The 21,091-nt window shown below is 64.0% G+C and carries 14 protein-coding genes, 2 tRNA genes and 1 pseudogene; 5 read left to right on the forward strand and 12 right to left on the reverse strand.

The window, feature by feature from the left end; genetic code table 11:
* Positions 1-128: 128 nt before the first annotated feature.
* The 8 genes from nadA to H1D44_RS19340 all read right to left on the reverse strand — a co-directional run bounded on the left by nadA (position 129) and on the right by H1D44_RS19340 (position 7,132).
* Positions 129-1,157, reverse strand: a complete 1,029-nt coding sequence (gene nadA, locus H1D44_RS19305; protein WP_422671948.1) for a quinolinate synthase NadA — start codon at positions 1,155-1,157, stop codon at positions 129-131.
* Positions 1,158-1,438: 281 nt separating this feature from the next.
* Positions 1,439-1,514 (reverse strand) — tRNA-Lys (locus H1D44_RS19310).
* Positions 1,515-1,530: 16 nt separating this feature from the next.
* A tRNA-Lys gene (locus H1D44_RS19315) sits at positions 1,531-1,606 on the reverse strand.
* A 110-nt stretch (positions 1,607-1,716) separates the two neighbouring features.
* Entirely contained in the window at positions 1,717-2,583 is an 867-nt protein-coding gene (rluB, locus tag H1D44_RS19320; protein ID WP_181516907.1) for a 23S rRNA pseudouridine(2605) synthase RluB, read from the reverse strand.
* Positions 2,580-3,434, reverse strand: a complete 855-nt coding sequence (scpB, locus tag H1D44_RS19325) for an SMC-Scp complex subunit ScpB (RefSeq protein WP_181516908.1) — start codon at positions 3,432-3,434, stop codon at positions 2,580-2,582. Before scpB ends, rluB begins: the two co-directional genes overlap by 4 nt.
* Complete coding sequence (locus tag H1D44_RS19330; protein WP_181516909.1) at positions 3,431-4,366, reverse strand: segregation/condensation protein A; 936 nt, start codon at positions 4,364-4,366, stop codon at positions 3,431-3,433. The genes scpB and H1D44_RS19330 overlap by 4 nt, the downstream gene beginning before the upstream one ends.
* 118 nt (positions 4,367-4,484) lie before the next feature.
* Positions 4,485-6,254, reverse strand: coding sequence for a DNA repair helicase RadD (radD, locus tag H1D44_RS19335; protein ID WP_181516910.1), 1,770 nt, complete (start codon positions 6,252-6,254; stop codon positions 4,485-4,487).
* A 68-nt stretch (positions 6,255-6,322) separates the two neighbouring features.
* Positions 6,323-7,132 carry a crotonase/enoyl-CoA hydratase family protein gene (locus H1D44_RS19340; RefSeq protein WP_181516911.1) on the reverse strand — a complete coding sequence of 270 codons (810 nt, stop codon included), beginning with the start codon at positions 7,130-7,132 and terminating at the stop codon, positions 6,323-6,325.
* A 223-nt stretch (positions 7,133-7,355) separates the two neighbouring features.
* Between H1D44_RS19340 and H1D44_RS19345 the strand changes: the two genes are divergently transcribed.
* Complete coding sequence (locus tag H1D44_RS19345) at positions 7,356-7,946, forward strand: hypothetical protein (protein WP_181516912.1); 591 nt, start codon at positions 7,356-7,358, stop codon at positions 7,944-7,946.
* Between the two features lie 113 nt (positions 7,947-8,059).
* On the opposite strand, the gene purL is transcribed toward H1D44_RS19345, so the two are convergent.
* The gene (gene purL / locus H1D44_RS19350) at positions 8,060-12,010 is read right to left on the reverse strand and encodes a phosphoribosylformylglycinamidine synthase (protein ID WP_181516913.1); all 3,951 of its coding nucleotides are present in this window, start codon (positions 12,008-12,010) and stop codon (positions 8,060-8,062) included.
* 153 nt (positions 12,011-12,163) lie between these two features.
* Here purL and mltF point away from each other — a divergent pair, with 153 nt between their 5' ends.
* Both mltF and H1D44_RS19360 read left to right on the forward strand, forming a co-directional pair.
* Entirely contained in the window at positions 12,164-13,630 is a 1,467-nt protein-coding gene (gene mltF / locus H1D44_RS19355; RefSeq protein WP_181516914.1) for a membrane-bound lytic murein transglycosylase MltF, read from the forward strand.
* Positions 13,631-13,659: 29 nt separating this feature from the next.
* Entirely contained in the window at positions 13,660-15,636 is a 1,977-nt protein-coding gene (locus H1D44_RS19360) for a GGDEF domain-containing protein (RefSeq protein ID WP_238984585.1), read from the forward strand.
* On the opposite strand, the gene tadA is transcribed toward H1D44_RS19360, so the two are convergent.
* On the reverse strand, positions 15,613-16,104 hold the full coding sequence (tadA, locus tag H1D44_RS19365) for a tRNA adenosine(34) deaminase TadA (RefSeq protein ID WP_181516916.1): 492 nt from the start codon (positions 16,102-16,104) through the stop codon (positions 15,613-15,615). The two genes, H1D44_RS19360 and tadA, sit on opposite strands and share 24 nt — an antisense overlap.
* Before the next feature lie 63 nt (positions 16,105-16,167).
* Between tadA and H1D44_RS19370 the strand changes: the two genes are divergently transcribed.
* Positions 16,168-17,004 carry an acyl-CoA thioesterase gene (locus H1D44_RS19370; protein ID WP_181516917.1) on the forward strand — a complete coding sequence of 279 codons (837 nt, stop codon included), beginning with the start codon at positions 16,168-16,170 and terminating at the stop codon, positions 17,002-17,004.
* 84 nt (positions 17,005-17,088) lie between these two features.
* Positions 17,089-18,846 (forward strand): methyl-accepting chemotaxis protein, encoded by a 1,758-nt coding sequence (locus H1D44_RS19375; protein ID WP_238984584.1) that lies wholly within the window; start codon positions 17,089-17,091, stop codon positions 18,844-18,846.
* A gap of 41 nt (positions 18,847-18,887) precedes the next feature.
* Here H1D44_RS19375 and H1D44_RS19380 read toward each other — a convergent pair whose 3' ends face one another.
* Both H1D44_RS19380 and H1D44_RS19385 read right to left on the reverse strand, forming a co-directional pair.
* The gene (locus H1D44_RS19380) at positions 18,888-20,591 is read right to left on the reverse strand and encodes a methyl-accepting chemotaxis protein (protein ID WP_181516918.1); all 1,704 of its coding nucleotides are present in this window, start codon (positions 20,589-20,591) and stop codon (positions 18,888-18,890) included.
* Positions 20,588-21,013: pseudogene (locus tag H1D44_RS19385) on the reverse strand (integrase core domain-containing protein); the annotation flags it as partial. The pseudogene H1D44_RS19385 and the gene H1D44_RS19380, both read right to left, overlap by 4 nt.
* Between the last annotated feature and the right edge of the window lie 78 nt (positions 21,014-21,091).

The following is a 21,091-nucleotide window of genomic DNA, read 5'->3' on the forward strand; positions in this document are numbered from 1 at the left end:
CCTGAGCCCCGTACAGTACAGGACTCAGGCCTTGGACGCCGGCTGAATGAACCGTCCAACTATTGGGGGTCAGTTCAATGGCGCGGGCCTTGAAGGTAGTTCGACCGGAAGCGGCGTAACAGCCTCTTCTACTTCTGGAAGTTGAGCATGCGCTCCAGCGGCTTCAGCGCGGCCCGGCGCAGCTCGGCGTCGACGAAGATTTCGCCGCTACCCTCGCGCAGGGCGCCGGCCATGTTGTCGAGCGCGTTCATCGCCATCCACGGGCAGTGGGCACAGCTGCGGCAAGTCGCTCCATTACCGGCGGTGGGCGCCTCGAACAAGGTCTTCTCGGGTACCATCTGCTGCATCTTGAAGAAGATGCCGCGGTCGGTGGCCACGATCAGCTTGTCGTGGGGCAGCTCCTGGGCCGCCTTGATCAGCTGTGAGGTCGAACCGGCCACGTCGGCCAGCGCCACCACCGAGGCCGGCGACTCCGGATGCACCAGCACGGCCGCTTCGGGATAGAGCGCCTTGAGGTCCTCGATGCCCTTGGCCTTGAACTCCTCGTGCACGATGCAGGCACCGTCCCACATCAGCATGTCGGCACCGGTCTTCTGCTGGATGTAGCCACCCAGGTGCTTGTCCGGTGCCCACAGGATCTTCTCGCCACGGGCCTGGAGGTGCTCGATGACGTCCACCGCGATGGAGGAGGTCACCACCCAGTCGGCGCGGGCTTTGACGGCCGCCGAGGTGTTGGCGTAGACCACTACGGTGCGGTCGGGGTGCTGGTCGCAGAAGGCGCTGAACTCGTCGGCCGGACAGCCGATATCGAGCGAGCAGGTCGCCTCGAGGGTAGGCATCAGAACGCGCTTCTCGGGAGAGAGGATCTTGGCCGTCTCGCCCATGAAGCGCACCCCTGCCACCACCAGGGTATCGGCATCGTGTCGCGCACCGAAGCGGGCCATTTCCAGTGAGTCGGCGACGCAACCGCCGGTCTCCTCCGCTAGCTGCTGGATGGCGTCATCGGTGTAATAGTGTGCCACCAGCACCGCATTGTGCTGCTCCAGAAGGCGCTTGATCTCGTCGACGCGAGCCTCGTCCTGGGCAGGGATACGGGTAGGGCAGTATGCGCGGGCGAGGTGCTCATGCACCTCGACCTGGGAAGTCATGATCGTCATCGTGTCTACCACTGTGACTGGCAGGGGCTCCCCCTGCGTGTACCGGGTGCACCGCAAGCCGCACTCTCCGTACGGTCGATGCGCCTGGGGTTGGCTGCAGCGTCTTTCGCCGCTTCAACCCATGGCATCATTCTACAGCACTTCAGGGTGCTAGACACCTGCTGCCGCATTGGCGAACCACAGGTCTCGTGATACCGGAATCACAATGAGGGCATGGGGCTGACTTTTCAAGTGGGAAAACAAAGCGCCCCCGCCTCGAGGGGAGACGGGGGCGCCGAATCTGGTGGGTCGTGTAGGATTCGAACCTACGACCAATTGGTTAAAAGCCAACTGCTCTACCAACTGAGCTAACGACCCGGTACAGGCCCGGAAATGGTGGGTCGTGTAGGATTCGAACCTACGACCAATTGGTTAAAAGCCAACTGCTCTACCAACTGAGCTAACGACCCTTCCGAACGGGTGCAGATATTACTGATCACACTCTGCACTGGCAAGGACTTTTTTGACTTTAGGCGAGCACGCCCGCCCCGGAAAAGAGCGGACCGTTCTCGTACAAGGCCTAATGCCCCTTGGGATTCTTGCCACTCTTGGGCTTGCGCATCGCCTGCACCGGGCGACGCTTGTGCTTGTCGCGGCTCCAGCGGTTCTTCTCGTCCGGCGTGAGCTCGGGCACCTTGCGCGCCGCCAGGCCGGCTGCCAGCGCCAGGTCGTCGATTTCATCCTGTGACAGCTCGATCCATTCGCCGGCCTTGGCCCGCTTGTCGAGGAAGATATTGCCGTAGCGGACCCGCTTGAGCCGGCTGACCGTCAGCCCCTGGGACTCCCAGAGCCGGCGTACCTCGCGATTGCGACCTTCCATGATGACCACATGGAACCAGGTATTGATGCCCTCACCGCCGAACTCCTGCACGTCGGTGAAGCGCGCCGGCCCGTCGTCGAGCATGACGCCCTCGACCATGGCTACCACGTGTTCCTTGCGCACCTCGCCCATGACGCGCACGGCATACTCGCGCTCGATCTGAGTGGATGGATGCATCAGCCGGTTGGCCAGTTCACCGTCGGTGGTGAAGAGCAGCAGGCCGCTGGTATTGATGTCGAGACGGCCGATGGCGATCCAGCGCTCACCCTTCAGGCGCGGCAAACGCTCGAAGACGGTACGCCGGCCCTCGGGGTCCTTGCGCGTGCACAGCTCGCCTTCCGGCTTGTTGTACATGATCACACGGCGCGGGGTCTCCTCGGCGCCGCGCAGGGTCACCGGGCGGTCGTCGAAGGCAACGCGGTCGCGCATCTCGATGCGATCGCCGAGGGTCGCCACTTTGCCGTTGACCTTGACGCGGCCGGCCTCGATGGCCGCTTCCATCTCGCGGCGCGAGCCCAGCCCCGCGCGGGCCAGAACCTTCTGCAGCTTTTCGGTGTTGCTCGTCATTCTGACTTCTCGTTTTCAGTGGATTCCGCCCCCGCACCGCCGTCATCGTCGACGCTGGTACGGGCACGTTCGGCCAGGCGGGCCTCGAGATCGGCGAAGCTCAGCCCAGGCCTATCGGACGCCTTCCCGGCGTGTGGTGCGTCGGCCGTCCCGGCCGTCGTCTCGGTATGGGCTCCATACCCAGGATCTTGCTCTGCTCCCGCTTCGCCTGGCATATCGCCAGCCTCCACCGTCTCGTCCTCGAGCGGTGCATCGGCCTGGGCCAGCAGTTCGCTCGGTGGTGGCGGAGCCTCGTCCTCGAAGACCGGCTCGTCCATGCCCTTGAGTTCATGCATGGGTGGCAGCTCGTCCAGCGTCTTGAGCCCGAAGTCGTCGAGGAACTGGCGCGTAGTCGCATAGACCGCAGGGCGGCCCGGCACATCACGGTGTCCGACCACACGAACCCAGCCGCGTTCGGCCAACGTGCGCATGATCGAGCTGCTCACCGCCACGCCACGAACCTCCTCGATGTCCCCCCGGGTCACCGGCTGGCGATAGGCGATCAGTGCCAGGGTCTCGAGCAGCGCCCGGGAGTAGCGCTGCGGGCGCTCATCCCACAGCCGGGAGACCCAGGGCGACAGGCGCGGACGGATGCGCAGCTGATAGCCGGAAGCGGTCTCGATCAGCTCCATGGCGCCGCTGACGTGTCGCGCCGCGACTCGCTCCAGCGCCTCACGCAGGCTGCGCCGCCGAGGCCGCTCATGTTCGTCGAACAGGCCCTCGAGACGCTCCAGCGAAAGCGGCTCGGCAGCCGCCAGCAGCGCCGCTTCGAGGATGTCGTCGAGGCTGTCGGGCAGTTCCATGGCCGTCATGCAGTATCGTCCTCTCCGGGCATGCTATCGGCAAAAGGGCTTTCGACATCGATTCCCTCATCGTCGAACGCGTCCTCCTCTGTTTCTTCGCGAGGCGCCCGGGCACGCACGTGGATCGGCGAAAGCGGCGCATTCTGCACGATCTCGATCATCGACTCCTTGGCCAGCTCGAGAATGGCCATGAAGGTGACAATGACCCCGGGGCGGCCCTCCTCCAGGGTGAACAGCGCCTCGAACGGGGTGTAGTGCTCATGGTTCAGGCGATCCATGATGGCCAGCATACGCTCCCGGGTCGAGAGTACCTCGCGGCCGACCTGGTGGGCCTGGTTGAGCTCGGCCCGGCGCAGGATGCCGGCCAGCGCCCCGAGCAGCTCATCGAGCTCCACATCGGGGTGAATCACCCGCGCCTCCAGCGGCGGCAGCCCGGCACGGGCCGGGAACCAGTCGCGCCCGACCCGCGGCAGCTCGGCCAAGGCCTCGGCCGCGCTCTTGAGCTGCTCGTACTCCTGCAGGCGCCGGATCAGTTCGGCGCGAGGATCCTCTTCCGCTTCGTCGCCCCCCTCTCGCGGCGGGCGTGGCAGCAGGGTGCGCGACTTGATCTCGGCCAGCATTGCCGCCATCAGCAGGTACTCCCCGGCCAGCTCGATCTCCATCGCCTTCATCAGCTCCACGTACTCGATGTACTGCCGGGTGATGGCGGCCACGTCGATGGCCAGGATATCCAGGTTCTGGCGGCGAATCAGGTAGAGCAACAGGTCGAGCGGCCCCTCGAAGGCCTCAAGGAAGATGCGCAGCGCCTCCGGCGGGATATAGAGATCCTCGGGAAGCTCGGTGATAGGCTCGTCGAATAGCCGCGCCAGCACCGCTGACTGTGTCTCGGCGTCGCTCGCGGCCGGCTGCTCGGCAACAGCCGTGGGGGGCATCTCGCTCACGCGGGGGCTGGCCTCTTGGCGTCATACTCGATCAACTGGCCAGTCTAGCAAGTTGGTACTAGGAGAAACAGCAACTCAACTGGCTAATCGCATCGATGCCATGCTCGCAGCGGCTCCACTACTCCACCGCCTCCGCCTTGCGATAGCGTCCCGTATAGTCGAACAGCTTTTCGCGCACCTGCCAGTGGCGGCCCACCCTGCGCCCCACCACGAAGTCCGGGTGGCGAAGGCGCCAGCGCTCGGCGATGACCTCTTCGGCGCTCAGCGGCTGCCAACGCGCTCCCGGCGCTCGCAGGTGATGGCGCAGGAAAACCGCAGCGAAGGCGGCACGCTGAGCCGGAGTCTCCAGGGCGAACCATTCACTCAGGCTCGCCCCGTCCTCGTCGTGGTAGGTGACCTTGAGCCGCGGCAGCCCGCGGCCGTTGACGGTAGCTTCGAGCTGCATGCCGGCCACCCGCAGCACCCGGGCATCCCTGAGGCGCAGCACCTCCTTGAGCTTGTCGTCGGCGTCGACCAGCAGGGTCTGGCAGCCGTGGCAGCGCCGCGCGGCGATGTCATTCTCGGCGCCACACTCGCCGCACACCTTGAAGCGGTAGCGAAAGTCGCACTGGCGACGCTTGCCCGAAGCGTCCTCCACCAGCCCCTGACAGCGGCGACCGAAGTGCTCGATGACGATATCGCCCTCCTTGCGGCCCCAGAACAGGTTGGCGTGGCCGCAGGCGGGGCACTCGACCTGCACCGGCTCGGTATCCGAGGCCGGGCGCGGGCTGCCCACTTCCGGTGCGTAGAGATCCCAGGGGTTGCCGGCATAGTCGAGGATCAGGCAATCGCGCTTGCCCGGCGCCAGGCGCAGGCCGCGGCCGACGATCTGTTGGTAGAGACTCACCGACTCGGTGGGCCGCAGAATGGCGATCAGGTCGACGTGAGGTGCATCGAAGCCAGTGGTGAGCACCGCCACGTTGACCAGGTACTTGAGCTCACGGGACTTGAAAGCGGCGATGATGCGCTCGCGTTCCCCGGATGGCGTCTCGCCGGTGATCAGCGCTGCCTCGGCGGACGGCAGATAGCCGAGGATCTCTTCGGCGTGGGCCACGGAGGCGGCGAACAGCATCACGCCGCAGCGGCTGCGGGCACGCTCGATGATTTCGGCGATGATACCCGGCGTGGCGCGACTGCCTGCCACCACCCGGTTGAGCTCCTCTTCCCGAAACAGACCGCCTGTCCCTGGCGTCAGCGCCGAGAAATCATAGCGCTCGACGGCAGCATCGATACGGGTCGGCGGAGCAAGATAGCCTTGCTTGACCATCAGGCGCAGCGGCTGCTCGAAGACGCAGTCGCGAAAGAAGCACTCCGCATCGCCTCGCACCATGCCGTGGTGGTGGCGGTGATAGATGACCCCCTGTCCCAGACGATAGGGCGTGGCGGTAAGCCCCAACACCTTGAGCTGGGGGTTGGCCCGGCGCAGACGCTCGATCACGCGGCGATAGCTGGCGTCCTTGTCCGGCGAGACCCGGTGGCACTCATCGATCACCAACAAGGTGAAGCGAGCATGCCCCTCGGTCGCGTCGAAGCGCTCCAGATTGCGTGCCACAGACTGCACCGAGCCGAATACCACCTGGCGCGCGCTCTCCTTGCGCCCCAACCCGGCGCTGAAGATATCAGCATCGAGGCCATAGGCCAGGTACTTGGCGTGGTTTTGCTCCACCAGCTCGCGCACGTGAGCCAGCACCAGCACGCGACCGCGTGCCAGGCGCGCCAGTTCGGCGATCACCAGCGATTTGCCGCTGCCGGTGGGCAGCACCACCACCGCCGGCTCGTCGCTGGCACGGAAGTGCACCACCACGCGCCTCACGGCCTCCTGCTGGTAGGGGCGAAGCGCAGGGGCCATGTGAGCCGAAGCATTTGAGGTGGTCGTAGGCATGGGCAGTGGAAATAAACGCTGCGTCAGTCGCGCATTCAGGCGTCGGAAGTGCCGGAGAATCGCGGCTGGCGTCCGGCCATGCGGGCCGCCACGGCCTCGAGTTGCTCCTCGCCGCCGAGCAGCCCGCGCTGCAAGCTGGCCTCCAGCGCCAGCCGCTCACGCTCGGACATGCCGGGGGCGCGCGAGAAGAGTTCGCGTGCCGCGCTTACCGCCCTTGGTGAGCGAGCCGCAACCGCAGTGGCGATGTCTCTTGCGATAACCTGTGGTTCGTCAGCGAGCCGCGTGGCCAGGCCAAGTGCCACCGCTTCACGCCCCTCCAGCTTGCGCCCTGTCCATGCCAGCTCACGCAGCACGTCGCTGCGCATGTTTTCTGCAGTCACGCTGACGCCCATGTCTGGAATGATGCCCCAGACGATCTCCAGTAGAGCGAGCCGAGCATCGGGATGCACCACGCGAATATCGGCCCCCAGTGCGATCTGCAGCCCGCCTCCGTAGACATGCCCCTGCAGCGCCGCAATGACCGGCACGCCGGCATCGCGCCACCCCAGGGCCAGGCGCTGCACGGGATTGATGCCGTGCTCATCGGCCGCCAGCAGCGCGGGTAGCCGCTCGGAACGGGACATGATAGCGGCCATGTCGAGCCCCGCACAGAAGCTCTCTCCCTCACCCTTGAGTACTACGGCACGCAATCCTTCGAGGCTACGGAGCCGCTGCTGCGCTGCCAGCAGGCCATCGATCATCGGCCAATCAAGACCGTTGTGCTCGCGAGGACGCGCCAGGGCCACCTCGGCCACATGGTCCTGAAACGCAAGTGTCACTCGCTCTTGGAAAACTTCTTGGGTCATGCCCTTTTACCTCGTTTCGGCCATCCCAGGCAGTCTGGCCTGACAGCTACAATTGTCAAACATTCGTTTCACTTTCATTCGATGGTTTCTGCGCCAGTTCGTCTATAGTGAAAGTTCAGTGTTGTGTCTGACGAGACCAGCGGGGCATAGGGGATACATGTGGCTCTCGTCATACTGGTGGATGGAATCACTGGTTCATTGGACCTATACGTCGCGAAACTTGATGAAGGTCATGCACACTGGAGGCATTCTTGGAGCATCATCGACAGCCGCAAAAATTGCGGGGAAGCGGCCGATGCCAAGCCTCCGACAAGAGGACACTGCCATGCCAGAAAAACCAACAACGATCGCCAGGCTTGCCCTGGTGCTGGATGAGCTGTTGACACTCGCCGAGGCGCATGAACGCGCCGAGGTCACAAGATACCGACGACTTGCGTTCAGCTTCCTGCCATTCGATACGGCGATCAGCCGTCTCATGGCTTCGCTGGGCATTCAGTGCGAGATGCGTGTCGAGGAGCTGCGCCGTCTCTGCCGACAGACGGGCCTGCCGGAATCCACTCCCGGCCCGGCAACGACATCACCTCCGCCCTTCTTCATCAACTCTCACCCGCTGGCACTCGAAACCCTCGCCCAGACGGTGAAGGATGCCGAATACTCGCTGCACTTCCACAAGCATCTGCGCGAGGCCAGTACCGTGCCGGCCCTGTATCCGGCGCTATCTGCGATCATCAAGCAGAAGCATGCAGAGCATATGGTCCTGGAGGGTTTTCTTGCCTCTCGCACTGAAACGAGGCAAATGGAGCAAAGTGCCTGACGTCAGCTACCGCCTGTCGGAGCATGCAGCATCGCGGCAGGGAAGAGCCAGAACAGCTTGAAAACGAAGAGGCGGCCATGCAGGCCGTCTCTTTCATTGCAGCGTGAGCTGAGTCAGCCCAGCCATACCCGAGCATTGCGGAACAGCCGCATCCAGGCACCATCGCGAGTCCACTCAGCGGGACGCCAGGAATTGGTGACTGCCCGTGTGACCCGCTCAGGGTGCGGCATCATGATGGTGACACGACCGTCCGGGGTGGTCAGGCCGGTGATACCCGAGGGCGAGCCGTTGGGATTGGCGGGGTAGTGACTGGTCACCTGGCCGTAGTTGTCGACGTAGCGCAGGGCAACCTGAGCGCTGCCCTGCATGCTGCGCAGGTGCGCGCTGTCGCGGAACTCGGCGCGCCCCTCGCCGTGAGCCACGGCGATCGGCAGCCGTGAGCCCTCCATGCCGGCCAGCAGGATCGAGGGGCTCTGCTCCACCTGGACCATGGCCACCCGGGCCTCGAACTGCTCGGACTCGTTACGTACGAAGCGCGGCCAGCTCTCGGCGCCGGGGATCAGTTCCTTGAGCTGGGCAAACATCTGACAACCGTTGCACACGCCGAGAGCAAAGCTGTCGTCGCGCTCGAAGAAGGCCGCGAACTGCTCCCGGGCACGCGGGTTGAACAGTACCGACTTGGCCCAGCCGCCGCCGGCCCCCAGCACGTCGCCGTAGGAAAAGCCCCCGCAAGCCACCAGCCCCTTGAACGCATCCAAGGACACCCGGCCTTCGAGGATATCGCTCATGTGCACGTCCACCGCCTCGAAGCCGGCGTGATCGAAGGACCAGGCCATCTCCAACTGACCGTTGACCCCCTGCTCACGCAGGATCGCGACTGCCGGGCGGGCAACATTGACGAAGGGTGCGGCGACATCCTCATTCACATCGAAGGAGGGGCTGGCCGAAAGGCCCGGGTCGCGACCGTCGAGCAGGCCATCGAACTCGCTCTTGGCACAATCGGGATTGTCGCGCAGCGCCTGCATGCGATAGCTGGTTTCGGCCCAGGTACGCTGAGCCAGCAGCCGGGTGGTCTCGAGCAGCGGCTCCTCGAACAACGTCACGCGCACCTGGTCGTCGTAGCGCGGCCGGGCGATGACACCGCAGGTCTCGATGCCGGCGGCGGCGAACTGGGCCAGCACTTCCTCGGTGTACTGGCGGTTGACCTGGATCACCGCGCCGAGCTCCTCGGCGAACAGCGCATCCACTGCCTGGGTCGGCTCGTCGATCAGCCAGTCGAGCTTGATCTCGAGGCCAGCATGGGCGGCGAAGGCCATCTCCAGCAGCGTGACCAGCAGGCCGCCGTCGCTGCGGTCGTGATAGGCCAGCAGCTTGCCGTCGGCATTCAGCCCCTGGATAACGGCGAAGAAGGCCTTGAGGTCTTCCGGGTCGTCAAGGTCGGGGCATTCGTTGCCGAGCTGGCCGTAGACCTGCGCCAGCGCCGAACCGCCCAGGCGGTTCCTGCCGCCACCGAGGTCGATCAGGATCAGGTCGGACTCGTCCTGGTCGAGGTTGATCTGCGGCGTCAGGGTCTTCAATGCATCGCTGACCGGGGCGAAGCCGGTGACTACCAGCGACAGCGGTGCGGTAATGCTCTTCTCTTCGGCCTCGCCCTCTTCGCTCTCGGCCTGCCAGGCGGTGCGCATCGACATGGAGTCCTTGCCCACCGGAATCGCGATGCCAAGCTGCGGGCACAGCTCCATGCCCACCGCATGCACGGCGTCGTACAGCGCCTGGTTCTCGCCGACGTGGTCGGCAGCACTCATCCAGTTGGCGGAGAGTTTGATGTCGCCGAGCCGGGCAATCGGTGCGGCGGCCAGGTTGGTGATGGTTTCGGCCACCGCCAGGCGGGCGCTCGCCGCCGGGTCGATCAGCGCCACCGGCGGACGCTCGCCCATGGCCATCGCCTCGCCGGCATGGGTGTCGTAGCTCGCGGTAGTCACGGCAACGTCGGCCACCGGCACCTGCCACGGACCGACCATCTGGTCGCGGGCCACCATGCCGGTGATGGAGCGGTCGCCGATGGTGATCAAGAAACTCTTGGAGGCCACGGTAGGCAGGCGCAGCACCCGCTCCATCGCCTCGCGCAGGTCAAGATTGTCGAGCATCACGCCGGGCAGCTCGAGCGACTCACGCTGGAACTCGCGCTGCATCTTCGGCGGCTTGCCGAACAGCACGCTCATCGGCAGGTCGACGGGCTTGCTGGCGAAGTGCCCGTCGCGCACCTCCAGGTGATGCGCTTCGGTGGCCTCGCCGACCACCGCGTAGGGGCAGCGCTCGCGGGCACACAGCGCATCGAAGGTATCGAGGTCCTCCGGCGCCACCGCCAGCACGTAGCGCTCCTGGGCCTCGTTGCACCAGATCTCCAGCGGGCTCATGCCGGGCTCGGCGTTGGGCACCGCGCGCAGATCGAAAAGGCCACCACGGCCGCCGTCCTTGACCAGCTCCGGCAGGGCATTGGAGAGGCCGCCGGCGCCCACGTCGTGGAAGAAGCGAATCGGATTGGCCTCGCCCAGCGCCCAGCAGCGATCGATCACCTCCTGGGCACGACGCTCGATCTCGGGATTCTCGCGCTGCACCGAGGCGAAGTCGAGATCGGCACTGGAAGCGCCGGAGGCCATCGACGACGCCGCCCCGCCGCCCAGACCGATCAACATGGCCGGCCCGCCCATCACGATCAGCTTGCCGCCAACGGGGATCTCCCCTTTCTGGACGTGGCCTGCACGAATGTTGCCGTAGCCGCCGGCCAGCATGATCGGCTTATGGTAGCCGCGCCGCTCGATGCCGCCGGCCCCCAGGGTGTCCTGCTCATAGGTGCGGAAGTAGCCGGCCAGGTTGGGGCGGCCGAACTCGTTGTTGAACGAGGCCCCGCCGATGGGCCCCTCGAGCATGATGGCCAACGCCGACTGCATGCGTTCTGGCTTGCCGTAGTCGAAGGCCTCCCAGGGCTGGACGAACTCGGGGATGCGCAGGTTGGAGACGGTAAAGCCGGTCAGGCCCGCCTTGGGCTTGCCGCCGATGCCGGTGGCGCCTTCGTCACGGATCTCGCCGCCGGCGCCGGTGGCCGCCCCGGGGTAGGGGGCGATCGCCGTGGGGTGGTTGTGTGTCTCCACCTTCATCAGGATATGGATCGGCTCGCGGTGCGTGCCGTACGCGGCGCGCTCCGCCGCCTTGCCGGTCAGCGGTGCGGCAAAGAAGCGCCCCGCCTCGGCGCCCTCGATCACCGCCGCATTGTCGCTGTAGGCGGAGAGAATACCGTCGGGGGAGGCCTGGTAGGTGTTCTTGATCATCTTGAACAGCGAATGGCTCTGCGCCTCACCGTCGATCACCCAGTCGGCGTTGAAGATCTTGTGCCGGCAGTGCTCGGAGTTGGCCTGGGCGAACATCATCAGCTCGACGTCAGTGGGGTTGCGCTGAAGCTCGCGGAACGCTTCGACCAGGTAATCGATCTCGTCCTCGGCCAGGGCCAGACCCAGGGCCACGTTGGCCTTCTCCAGTGCCGTCCGCCCGCCTTCCAGAATATCCACGTGACCCAGCGGTGCCGGCTCGTGATGGGAGAAAAGCCTTGCCGCGTCGGAGCTGTCGGTCAGTACGCTTTCCGTCATGCGGTCATGCAGGGTCTCGACCATGGCGATGAAGGCCGCTTCGGACATCGGCGCCTTGAGCGACACGCTATAGGAAATGCCACGCTCGACCCGACGCACCCGGGCCAGGCCGCAGTTGCGGACAATGTCGGTGGCCTTGGATGACCACGGGGACTGGGTGCCGATACGCGGCACCACCAGGAAAAGCTGACCTTCGGGCTGCCCCCCCGCCGGTGCACCGTCGTCATCGCTTCGGATGCCGTAGTCGAGCAGTTGGCCGAGAAGGGCCAGCTCATCGTCGGTCAGTTCATCGTCGTGATCCACGAAATGCACGTAGTTGGCGTGCAGGGACTCGACCTCGGGAACCCGTGCGCGCAGGGCAGCCAGCAGCTTGTCGTGACGGAAAGCGGAAAGGGCAGGCGCGCCTCGAAGTTCGAGCATGTCTTGAAGCCTCTGAAGCAAGCGGAGGAAGGGCCGCACGGCGGCAAAGAAAGGCGCTATGATACTGGAAAGCGACGGGCAGACGAAATCCAGCGGATGACAGCCGTGGCTCGGGCCGTTATCGTTAAGCTCTCATCGCCGACCGTCGCTTGAATGCCTGAGTTTTCTCGTCGTCTACTGCTGAGCCGTCTGCGCCTGGCCGCCTTGCTGCTGCTGGGGGTTATTCTGTGCCTGACACCCTATCGCCACTTCAAGCCGGCGAGCGGCGTGCTTGAAACCGTGCTCGAGCGAGACTTCATCAGCATTCATACCCGCAATACCCCGACCACCTACTATGAGGGGCGCCACGGTCCCACTGGCTTCGAGTACGAGCTGATGCGCGGCTTCGCCGACTTTCTCGGCGTCAGCCTGACTCTCGACGCCAGCCACCATATTCAGAGCGCCCTGGAAGCGGTACGCCGTGAAGGCGACCTGGCCGCCGCTGCCCTGCCGTTGGACCTGGCCCAGCCAGACCTCATCTATAGTCGCCCGATACTCGAGTTGCAACCCCTCCTGGTCTATCGCCGCGGCCTGCCACCGGTCACCGGCATCGACGGCCTGGCAGGGCTCAATATCGGAACCATTCGAGGCGCCGGTACCGATCGTGTGCTGCGCGAGCTGCAGGCCGAGCATCCGGAACTGGGCTGGCGCGAGTCCTCGGAAGTGGAGGTTGCCGAGCTGCTGAGCCAGGTCGAGAGCAGCGATCTGGATGCTGCAGTCGTCTTCGAGCACCAGTTCCGTAACAACCGCATCTTCTTTCGCGGCGTCGAGCGCGGCTTCCCGCTCGGCCAGCCGCTCTCCATGGCATGGGCGTTTCCGGCAAAGGGTGGCCTGGGGCTTCAGCAAGCCGCCAATCGGTTTCTGCACGACCTGCAACGCGATGGGCGGCTCGACAAACTGGTGGCACGCCACTTCGGCCACGATGACTACCTTGAGTACGTCGGCGCGCGGGTCTTCATCGCCCACCTGAACGAACGCCTACCCACCTACGCCGAACTCTTCCGCGAAGCGGCGCGTAATACCGGCTTCGACTGGAAGCTGCTGGCTGCGTTGGGCTATCAGGAATCGCACTGGGATCCGGAGGCCACCTCACCCACCGGCGTGAGAGGCCTGATGATGCTGACCCTGCCCACCGCTGACGAGATGGGCGTCAGCGATCGCCTCGATCCAGCCCAGAGCGTGGACGGTGGGGCTCGCTACCTGCGCCAGGTCAAGGACCGTCTTCCCGAGTCGATCCAGGGCGACGACCGACTCTACATGGCCATGGCCGCCTACAACGTGGGCCTCGGCCATCTGTACGACGCGCGCAAGATTACCGAGGAACTCGGCGGCAATCCCGACCGCTGGGAGGATGTGCGTGAAGCCCTGCCATTGCTGCAAAAGCGCGAATGGCACAGCCGCACGCGACACGGCTATGCCCGCGGCGGCGAGCCGGTCATCTATGTACGCAACATCCGTCGCTACTACGAGATACTGACTTACGTGGATCGCTCCCAGCAGCAATACCTGCAGCTCAACGAGCTTCCCAACGGCGAGAATGGTGAAGCTCCCCTATTCGACATCGTCGCCCCCATTCTCTAGAAGATCGAGATCATGAGATCAACGTGAGCATGCTTCCCCCTGCTTCCTTAGTCGTCAGCCTGGCCATTGCGCCACTCACCCTGGGGCTCCTTTCCCAGGACGGCGCTGGACGGCTGCATGAGCTTCTCACGCTGTGCCTGGCGGGGATGCTCATCCTGGCCCAGCTGCTGATGCTGTGGGGAGCTCGGGCGCTGGCAAAGGGGCTGGTAAGCATCGTGCTTTTTACGCTGGTCCTGGTATTGGGCAGTTATGTGCTACCTGAGTACTGGGTACCGATGGCAATCTGGGATGCCCTGAGTCATGGACTGGCCGCCGGACTGAGCCTGGAGGCATGGCGCCCGGCACTGCTGGCGACCCTTAGCCTGATCTTGATAGCGGTACTGATCGTCACCCGCAGCCAGCCCGCGCGAGGCGGTCCGCTGCTGTCGATCATGGTCCTGTGTCTACTGGCCATGCAGCAGCTGCTGAATTACACCAACCTCGAGACTTCCCTGATCCGGGCGTCAGCGGGCACATGGACCACGTTGACCATCGCGGTGCTTCTGGCCGGACTGGGAGTGAGCTCAGTGCCGAGCTGGCACTCCCGAGCCGTGCCCTTGAAACGTGTCCTGTCGCCCCCGCTGTTCCTAGTGGTACTCACGCTACTGCTCTGGCATCACCAGAAGAGCATCACCGAGCAAGGGTTGGCACACCAGACGCAGGCCCAAGCTCAGCAGCTGGGCGACCGACTGACCCGGGAGATTCAGGATCACCTGGCCGCCGTAGAGCGCTTTGCCAGCATCTGGACCCTGTTCGACTCCCCTCCCACCCAGGAAGAGTGGTCCCGGCAGGCAGAGCCTTACCATCGTGACTTCCGCTTCCTGCTCAACATGGCGTTCGTCGACCCAGACAGTCACATCACGCGAGTCCACCCCATCAACGAGATCAACCGGCAGGCCCTGGGCGCACGGCTCTTCGATGCCCAGCCCGCCGGGCGCGAGGCGGTCAGCCGTGCGCTCCACGAGCATCGCATCGGGCGCACGGAAGTCATCATGCTGCTCCAGGGGGTTCCCGGCATCATTCACTACCTGCCGATAACCCTGGAGGACGAACGCATCCTGGGCGCAGTGGCCATGGTTATCAGCCTACCGGTGCTGGCCGAGAGGCTGTTCAGCGAAGTGGATACTCAAGCCATCGGCCTGGCGCTCTCCCAGGGTGATCGCACCCTGGCCAGCCAGTTCCCCGAAATCAGCCTCGGCCCATGGCAGCATGAGATATTGCTCGACGTCGCCGGCACGCCATTAGGGCTCACCGTGCAGCCCAGCCATGCCCAACTGATAGCACGCCTCCCTCGCCATCCGGTGGTTAGCCTGGTCACCGGCCTGACGCTAGCCTACCTGCTCTACCTGGTACTGCTCGGCTACACTCGCCTTGAACGCCGCCACCGTCAGGTCCATGCCGCCAATACCGGGCTGCGCCGGGAAATTCGCACCCGCAATCAGCTCCAGAAGGAGATCGAGTGGCTGGCCCGTCATGACGAGTTGACCAAGCTGCCCAACCGCCGACTGTTCATGGAAACCCTCGAGGCCAATGCCGAAGCCCGGCCGCTGAGCGTGATGATCTGCGATGTCGACCACTTCAAGCGCATCAACGACCACCAGGGCCACCTGATCGGCGACCGCTACCTGAAGCGGCTGGGCAACATCGGACGCGAGGTGGTCGAGATGCACGGTGGGCTCTTCGCACGCTACGGTGGCGAGGAGTTCGTGGCCTGCTTGCCTCGGGTAGATACTGCGCAGGCAGAGTCTATCGCCGAAACGTTGCGACATCGCTTGCAGGAGTCAGGGTTGAGCCACCACGACGGGCAGCGGCTGACGGCCAGTTTCGGCGTTGTCACGCTGCAGGATGGGCCGTTGGAAATCGCCACCGTCATGCAAGCCGCAGACGAGGCGCTCTATCGCGCCAAGGCTGCGGGTCGCAACCAAGTAAGAACCGCACCGACGCTAAGTGTCATCGAGAGCCCCTGACGCTCCCGCTACTCCTTCGCGCCTGGCTTCGAAGAAGGCCTTGAGCAGCCGCGATGCGCGTGAAGCAAGGACGCCACCCTCCACTACGACATGGTGATTGTGCCAGGGCTGGGCGAACAGGTTGGCCTTCGATTCCACCATGCCGGTGCGCGGCTCGGCGGCGGCGTAGACCAGCCGGGCAATACGTGCATGAATGATCGCCCCGGTGCACATCAGGCAGGGCTCCAGGGTGACATACAGCGTGCAACCATCCAGGCGATAGTTGCCAAGGCGTGCGGCAGCATCACGCAGGGCGCGAATTTCCGCATGAGCGCTGGGGTCGTGTCCAGAGATCGGTGCATTGAAGCCGGCGCCAACGATGTCACCTGCCGCATCCACGACCACGGCCCCCACCGGCACCTCACCGGACGCCAGTCCCTCGTGGGCCTGGTCCAGCGCCCGGTGCATGTAGAATTCGTCACTGCGCATCGGCGCCGACTCCGTTATGCTGATACCTTAAACAACCGTATGATTCGCCCCTGAGGATGCCCCATGACCGACGCCCTGAATCAGCTCGTCGACCTGCTTGGTCTGGAAGAGATCGAGGAGAACCTGTTCCGCGGCCGCAGCCAGGACCTGGGTCTGCCGCAGCTGTTCGGCGGGCAGGTACTCGGCCAGGCATTATCCGCTGCCACCCACACGGTGGACGCCAGCCGCCAGGCACACTCGCTGCACGGCTACTTCCTGCGCCCCGGCGACCCCCACCGCCCGGTAGTCTATCAGGTCGACGCCGTGCGCGACGGCGGCAGCTTCACCACGCGCCGCGTCACCGCCATCCAGAAGGGGCGTCCTATCTTCTTCTGCAGCGCCTCCTTCCACGGTCGCGAAGAGAGCCTGGACCACCAGATGGCGATGCCCGAGATCGCCCTTCCCGAAGCGCTGGAGCAGGACCCGAGCGCCCGCCTCGAGCGCTTCCCCGGCCACCCCATCGAATTCCTGCACCTGGGCGACGAGGCCGAGCCGGGGCAGCCTTCGCGCAAGCGGCTGTGGTTTCGCCTCACTGGCGATATGCCCGACGACCCCGCCCTGCACCGCTACCTGCTGGCCTACAGCTCCGACTTCAACCTGCTGACCACGGCGCTGGTGCCGCATGGCATCACCTTCCGCGACCCCAAGCTGCAGATCGCCAGCCTCGACCACGCACTGTGGTTTCACCGCGACGTCAAGGTCAACGACTGGCTGCTCTACGACATGGACAGCCCATGGGCCGGTGGCGCCCGCGGCTTCGCCCGCGGCAGCATCTATGACCGCAGCGGGCGGCTGGTGGCCTCGACAGCTCAGGAAGGTTTGACTCGGGTGCGGGAGGGGGCGCTAGCCGATATTCGGTAGGAATTAGTTCTACTAAAGCCTAAAGTTGCTACGCTCGCCGCCGATATTGGAAATCCATTCCATAGCATCCCCGGCGAGATTCAGATGATGACAGCATCCCCTAACAGCGCCAGACGCGCCTTTGGACTTCAGAGCAAGCTCCTGGCCTTGGTGCTGCTCCCCCTGCTCGTGACCACCATTTCCCTCGTCGCGCTGGATGCCAGATCTCGTATCCTGGACAGCCAGGACGCCCTGACCATGCAGCGCGCCACGTTAATCGAAACCCGACAGACCGGCGTACGCGACGTAGTGGAAAGTGCCCGTACGGCTATTCAGCCTGTACTGACGGACCGTACCCTCAGCGAGGCAGAGCGGCGCGAGCGCGCCGCTGAAATTCTCCGAGCGATCCGGTTTGAAGGCGATAATTATATCTTTGCCTATCAATTCGACGGCACGAATGTCGTACTCCCGTACAGTCGTGAACGCGAAGGCACGGATCTCAGCAACCTGCGTGCACCAGACGGTGCCTTCATCATTCGCGACATGATCGAAATTGCACAGGAGGGGAGTGGCTATTATCAATATCCTTGGGAGTACCCTGGGACTGATGATGTGGAACCAAAGTACTCCTTCGTCGACACCGTTCCCGAGCTTGACTGGATGCTCGGTGCAGGTGTTTACGTGACCGACATTGACGCTGCCATGGCTGGCGCCGAGTCGAGAGCAGCTCGTGAGCTTCGAAGCACGATAACGACTTCAGCGCTATTTGGCCTACTCATCTTTTTTGGTGTCGCAGTGATCACCGTATGGATGGTTAGGCGCACCGTGGCGCCGATCCGCCGTACCGCCGAGGCCATGCGCGACATCGCCAAAGGCCAGGGCGATCTGACCAAGCGCTTGAAAGCGGAAAGTCGCGACGAAATCGGTGAACTCTCCACTCAGTTCAATGCCTTCGTTGAGCGCATGCAGCAGACCCTGATCGACGTCCGCCGAAGCACCCACAGTGTGACCCAGGGATCACAGGATATCGCCCAGGGCAGCGATGAGCTGGCGACCCGTACAGAGCAGGCCGCCGCCAACCTGCAGGAAACCTCCGCCTCCATGGAGGAAATCACCGCCACGGTAAACCACACTGCCGAGTCCGCAGAACAGGCCAACCAGTTAGTGGTGGCAACAACTCAGGTGGCCCAGCAGGGTGAGGCCGCCATGCAGCAGGTCGAGCGCACCATGAGCGACATCGACACCTCCTCACAGCGTATTGCCGAGATCATCGGCTTGATCGATGGAATCGCCTTTCAGACCAACATTCTGGCGCTCAACGCCTCGGTCGAGGCGGCACGGGCCGGTGAACACGGTCGCGGCTTTGCCGTGGTGGCGCAGGAAGTCCGCTCACTGGCCAGTCGTTCGGGCGAAGCCGCCCGGGAAATTCGCACCTTGATCGACGCTTCCGTGACCCACGCCCGCGATGGCAGCACCATCGTCCAGCGCGCCGGGGAAACCATGCGCGAGATCGTGACCAGCGTGGCCCGGGTCAGTGACGTCATTGCAGAGATCAGCGCTGGAGCCAGGGAGCAGAACGCCGGCATCGGCCAGATCAATACGGCCGTCGCGGAGATGGATACCATGACCCAACAGAACGCGGCCATGGTGCAGCAGACGTCTTCCTCTGCCTCGGAGATGAGTCGTCACGCCCAACACCTCAGCTATCTGGTCGGCACCTTCGTTCTCGGTGAGGTGGAGTCTGCCCAGGCAGCTGCCACACCGCGTCCCAACAGGTCCAGGCAACTACCGGCACCACCCCGTACGGCCGACCCCTCGCCGCGCCATGCACGCCAGACCGAAGAGGAGTGGGAAACCTTCTGATAGTTGACGGTGCTCCCCGAGGGAGCACCGCATGGAGCCTGTCAGAAACTGTCCCACTCCGGTTCGGGACGGCGGCTGGCCTGGCTCGGCCGAGGATCGCTGTTCGATGCCGACAACTGCACCAGGGTTGACGCGCTGCCTGCGACGGCAGCGCTCTCTCCGCTCGCAGCAGGTGCCGTTGCTTGCCCGATCTTGAAGAAAGCGACTGCCTGGCTCAGCTCCCTCGCCTGTTGCTCCAGTGCCGCCGAGGCGTTGGCGGTCTGCTCGACCAGAGCAGCGTTATCCTGAGTCACCTGGTCCATCTGGTTCACAGCCACGCTGACCTGCTCGACGGCCGCATTCTGTTCCTGTGAACCTCGCGCCACCTCGTCCATCAGCGCCGACACCCGCTTGACGCCTGCCACGATCTCATCCATTGCCGTGCCAGCCTCTTCGACCAGTTCGCTGCCCTCCTTGACGATTCCCGCGTTCTGATCGACACGAGCCTGGATCTCCTGGGCGGCATCGGCACAGCGCTGAGCCAGGTTGCGCACCTCCTGGGCCACCACGGCAAAGCCGCGCCCCTGCTCACCGGCCCGTGCCGCCTCGACCGAGGCATTGAGTGCAAGGATATTGGTCTGAAACGCTATGCCGTCGATGACCTCGATGATACCGCTGATCTTTTCCGAGCTCTCGTTGAGCTCTTTCATCTTGCCCGCAACCAGCTCGGCCTTCTCACCGCCCGTCTCGGCGCTCTCGCTCACCTCACGCGTCAGTTGATTCGCCTGGCCAGCATGCTCCGTGTTCTGCTTCACCGTGGCGGAGACCTGTTCCATGCTGGTGGCCGTTTCCTGAAGGCTCGAGGCCTGCTCCTCGGTTCGCTGAGAAAGGTCGGTATTGCCCGAGGCAATCTGAGCGGAGCCAGTGGCAATTCCATCCGCCGACTGCTGAATGGAGACGATGAGGTCGCGCTGCTGGTCCTGCATGGCCGCCAGGGCACGCAGGGCAAGTCCCACCTCATCCTTCGCCCCTGAGTCGATGCGCTGGCTCAGATCCCCTTTGGCCATCAACGCGAAGTAGTCCATCATCCGCCGGAGCGGCTTGCCGATGGCTCGGATCAGCCACCAGCTCATGCCAGCCGCAACCAGCAGGGCAAGCAACAATGCGCCAATGATCAGATTGCGCTCGAGCACATAGTAGTCAAGGGCACTGTTGTACTCCTCGAGGGCAACCCGCTCCTGCAGGTCGATCAGATCATGGGCCACGTCATTGGCTGCCTGAAACAGCGGCAGCGTCCGCTGCTGAAAGACCCGATTGCCGGCTTCAAAATCGCCTTGGCCGTAATGGCTCAGCGCCGCCTGCAAGCCAGAGGCGACAAACTCCTCCCGTCGCCGCTCGAACAACTCGGCGAGCTGACTTTCCTCATCCGTCAGGTAGGTGGCCATGAAGCGCTGCCAAGTTACGTCAATTTCCTCGGCATTGCGCTCGATTGCAGACTCAAGGTCACTAAAGGCACGGGCCTGGTCGCCATCCTGCTCCAGGCGAGGATCGTTCAGCACGATCTGGCTCATGGCAATTACGTTCTCGCGCATGAGTTCGTCGATTCGCGTGAGCTGTATCGTCGTGATGAGCCGGTCGTCGTAGATGGTCTGTATGGCTCGATTGCTGGTATTCATGCCGCTCAGGCCAAACCCACTGACCATGATGAGAAAGGCAAGAAACATGATGCTGAACATGATGAGCCTTGCCTTGATAGTAAGGGTCATTGCCGCCTCCGTATCGATAGGTGATGCGCGCACCCGATGACTGCCTCTTGACATGAGCCATACCTGTCGGATCCCGGGTGATTAACCACCCGTTTGGTAAATAACTCAGGTCGCTTGGCCTGCCATTCCTTCATCGCCGAGATCGGCGATTGATGATGTAGCGCTTTCTGCGAGATATGGTGATTGTACAGCCAGCAGTAACGCTTGAGCGTCTGCTCCAGGTCTTCGCCTGAGGTATAGCGCCGGGTCGCCAGCACGTCGCTGATCCGGCCGTTGAAGCGTTCCACCATGCCATTCGTTTGCGGCCTTCCTGGCTTGATCAATCGGTGATCGATGCCATGGGCCAGGCACTCTTGATCGAAGGGATGGTGCCCGCTGGGCTTGCGCTCACCTGCCCGCGTGAAGCGGTCCGTGAACGACTTGCCGTAGTACCTACGGAACATTCTGCATTCTGGTTAGCGGCAGCCATCGTGGCCTAAGAGATCCTTGTGTGACCCACA

Source organism: Billgrantia kenyensis (assembly GCF_013697085.1).
Classification (GTDB): Bacteria; Pseudomonadota; Gammaproteobacteria; order Pseudomonadales; family Halomonadaceae; genus Halomonas; species Halomonas kenyensis.

Bases quoted from the DNA above. Each gene is read 5' to 3' on its own strand.
- nadA (WP_422671948.1), bottom strand. From the start codon at position 1,157: ATGACGATCATGACTTCCCAGGTCGAGGTGCATGAGCACCTCGCCCGC.
- rluB (WP_181516907.1), bottom strand. From the start codon at position 2,583: ATGACGAGCAACACCGAAAAGCTGCAGAAGGTTCTGGCCCGCGCGGGG.
- scpB (WP_181516908.1), bottom strand. From the start codon at position 3,434: ATGACGGCCATGGAACTGCCCGACAGCCTCGACGACATCCTCGAAGCG.
- radD (WP_181516910.1), bottom strand. From the start codon at position 6,254: ATGGCCCCTGCGCTTCGCCCCTACCAGCAGGAGGCCGTGAGGCGCGTG.
- H1D44_RS19340 (WP_181516911.1), bottom strand. From the start codon at position 7,132: ATGACCCAAGAAGTTTTCCAAGAGCGAGTGACACTTGCGTTTCAGGAC.
- H1D44_RS19345 (WP_181516912.1), top strand. From the start codon at position 7,356: ATGAAGGTCATGCACACTGGAGGCATTCTTGGAGCATCATCGACAGCC.
- purL (WP_181516913.1), bottom strand. From the start codon at position 12,010: ATGCTCGAACTTCGAGGCGCGCCTGCCCTTTCCGCTTTCCGTCACGAC.
- mltF (WP_181516914.1), top strand. From the start codon at position 12,164: ATGCCTGAGTTTTCTCGTCGTCTACTGCTGAGCCGTCTGCGCCTGGCC.
- H1D44_RS19360 (WP_238984585.1), top strand. From the start codon at position 13,660: ATGCTTCCCCCTGCTTCCTTAGTCGTCAGCCTGGCCATTGCGCCACTC.
- tadA (WP_181516916.1), bottom strand. From the start codon at position 16,104: ATGCGCAGTGACGAATTCTACATGCACCGGGCGCTGGACCAGGCCCAC.
- H1D44_RS19370 (WP_181516917.1), top strand. From the start codon at position 16,168: ATGACCGACGCCCTGAATCAGCTCGTCGACCTGCTTGGTCTGGAAGAG.
- H1D44_RS19375 (WP_238984584.1), top strand. From the start codon at position 17,089: ATGATGACAGCATCCCCTAACAGCGCCAGACGCGCCTTTGGACTTCAG.
- H1D44_RS19380 (WP_181516918.1), bottom strand. From the start codon at position 20,591: ATGACCCTTACTATCAAGGCAAGGCTCATCATGTTCAGCATCATGTTT.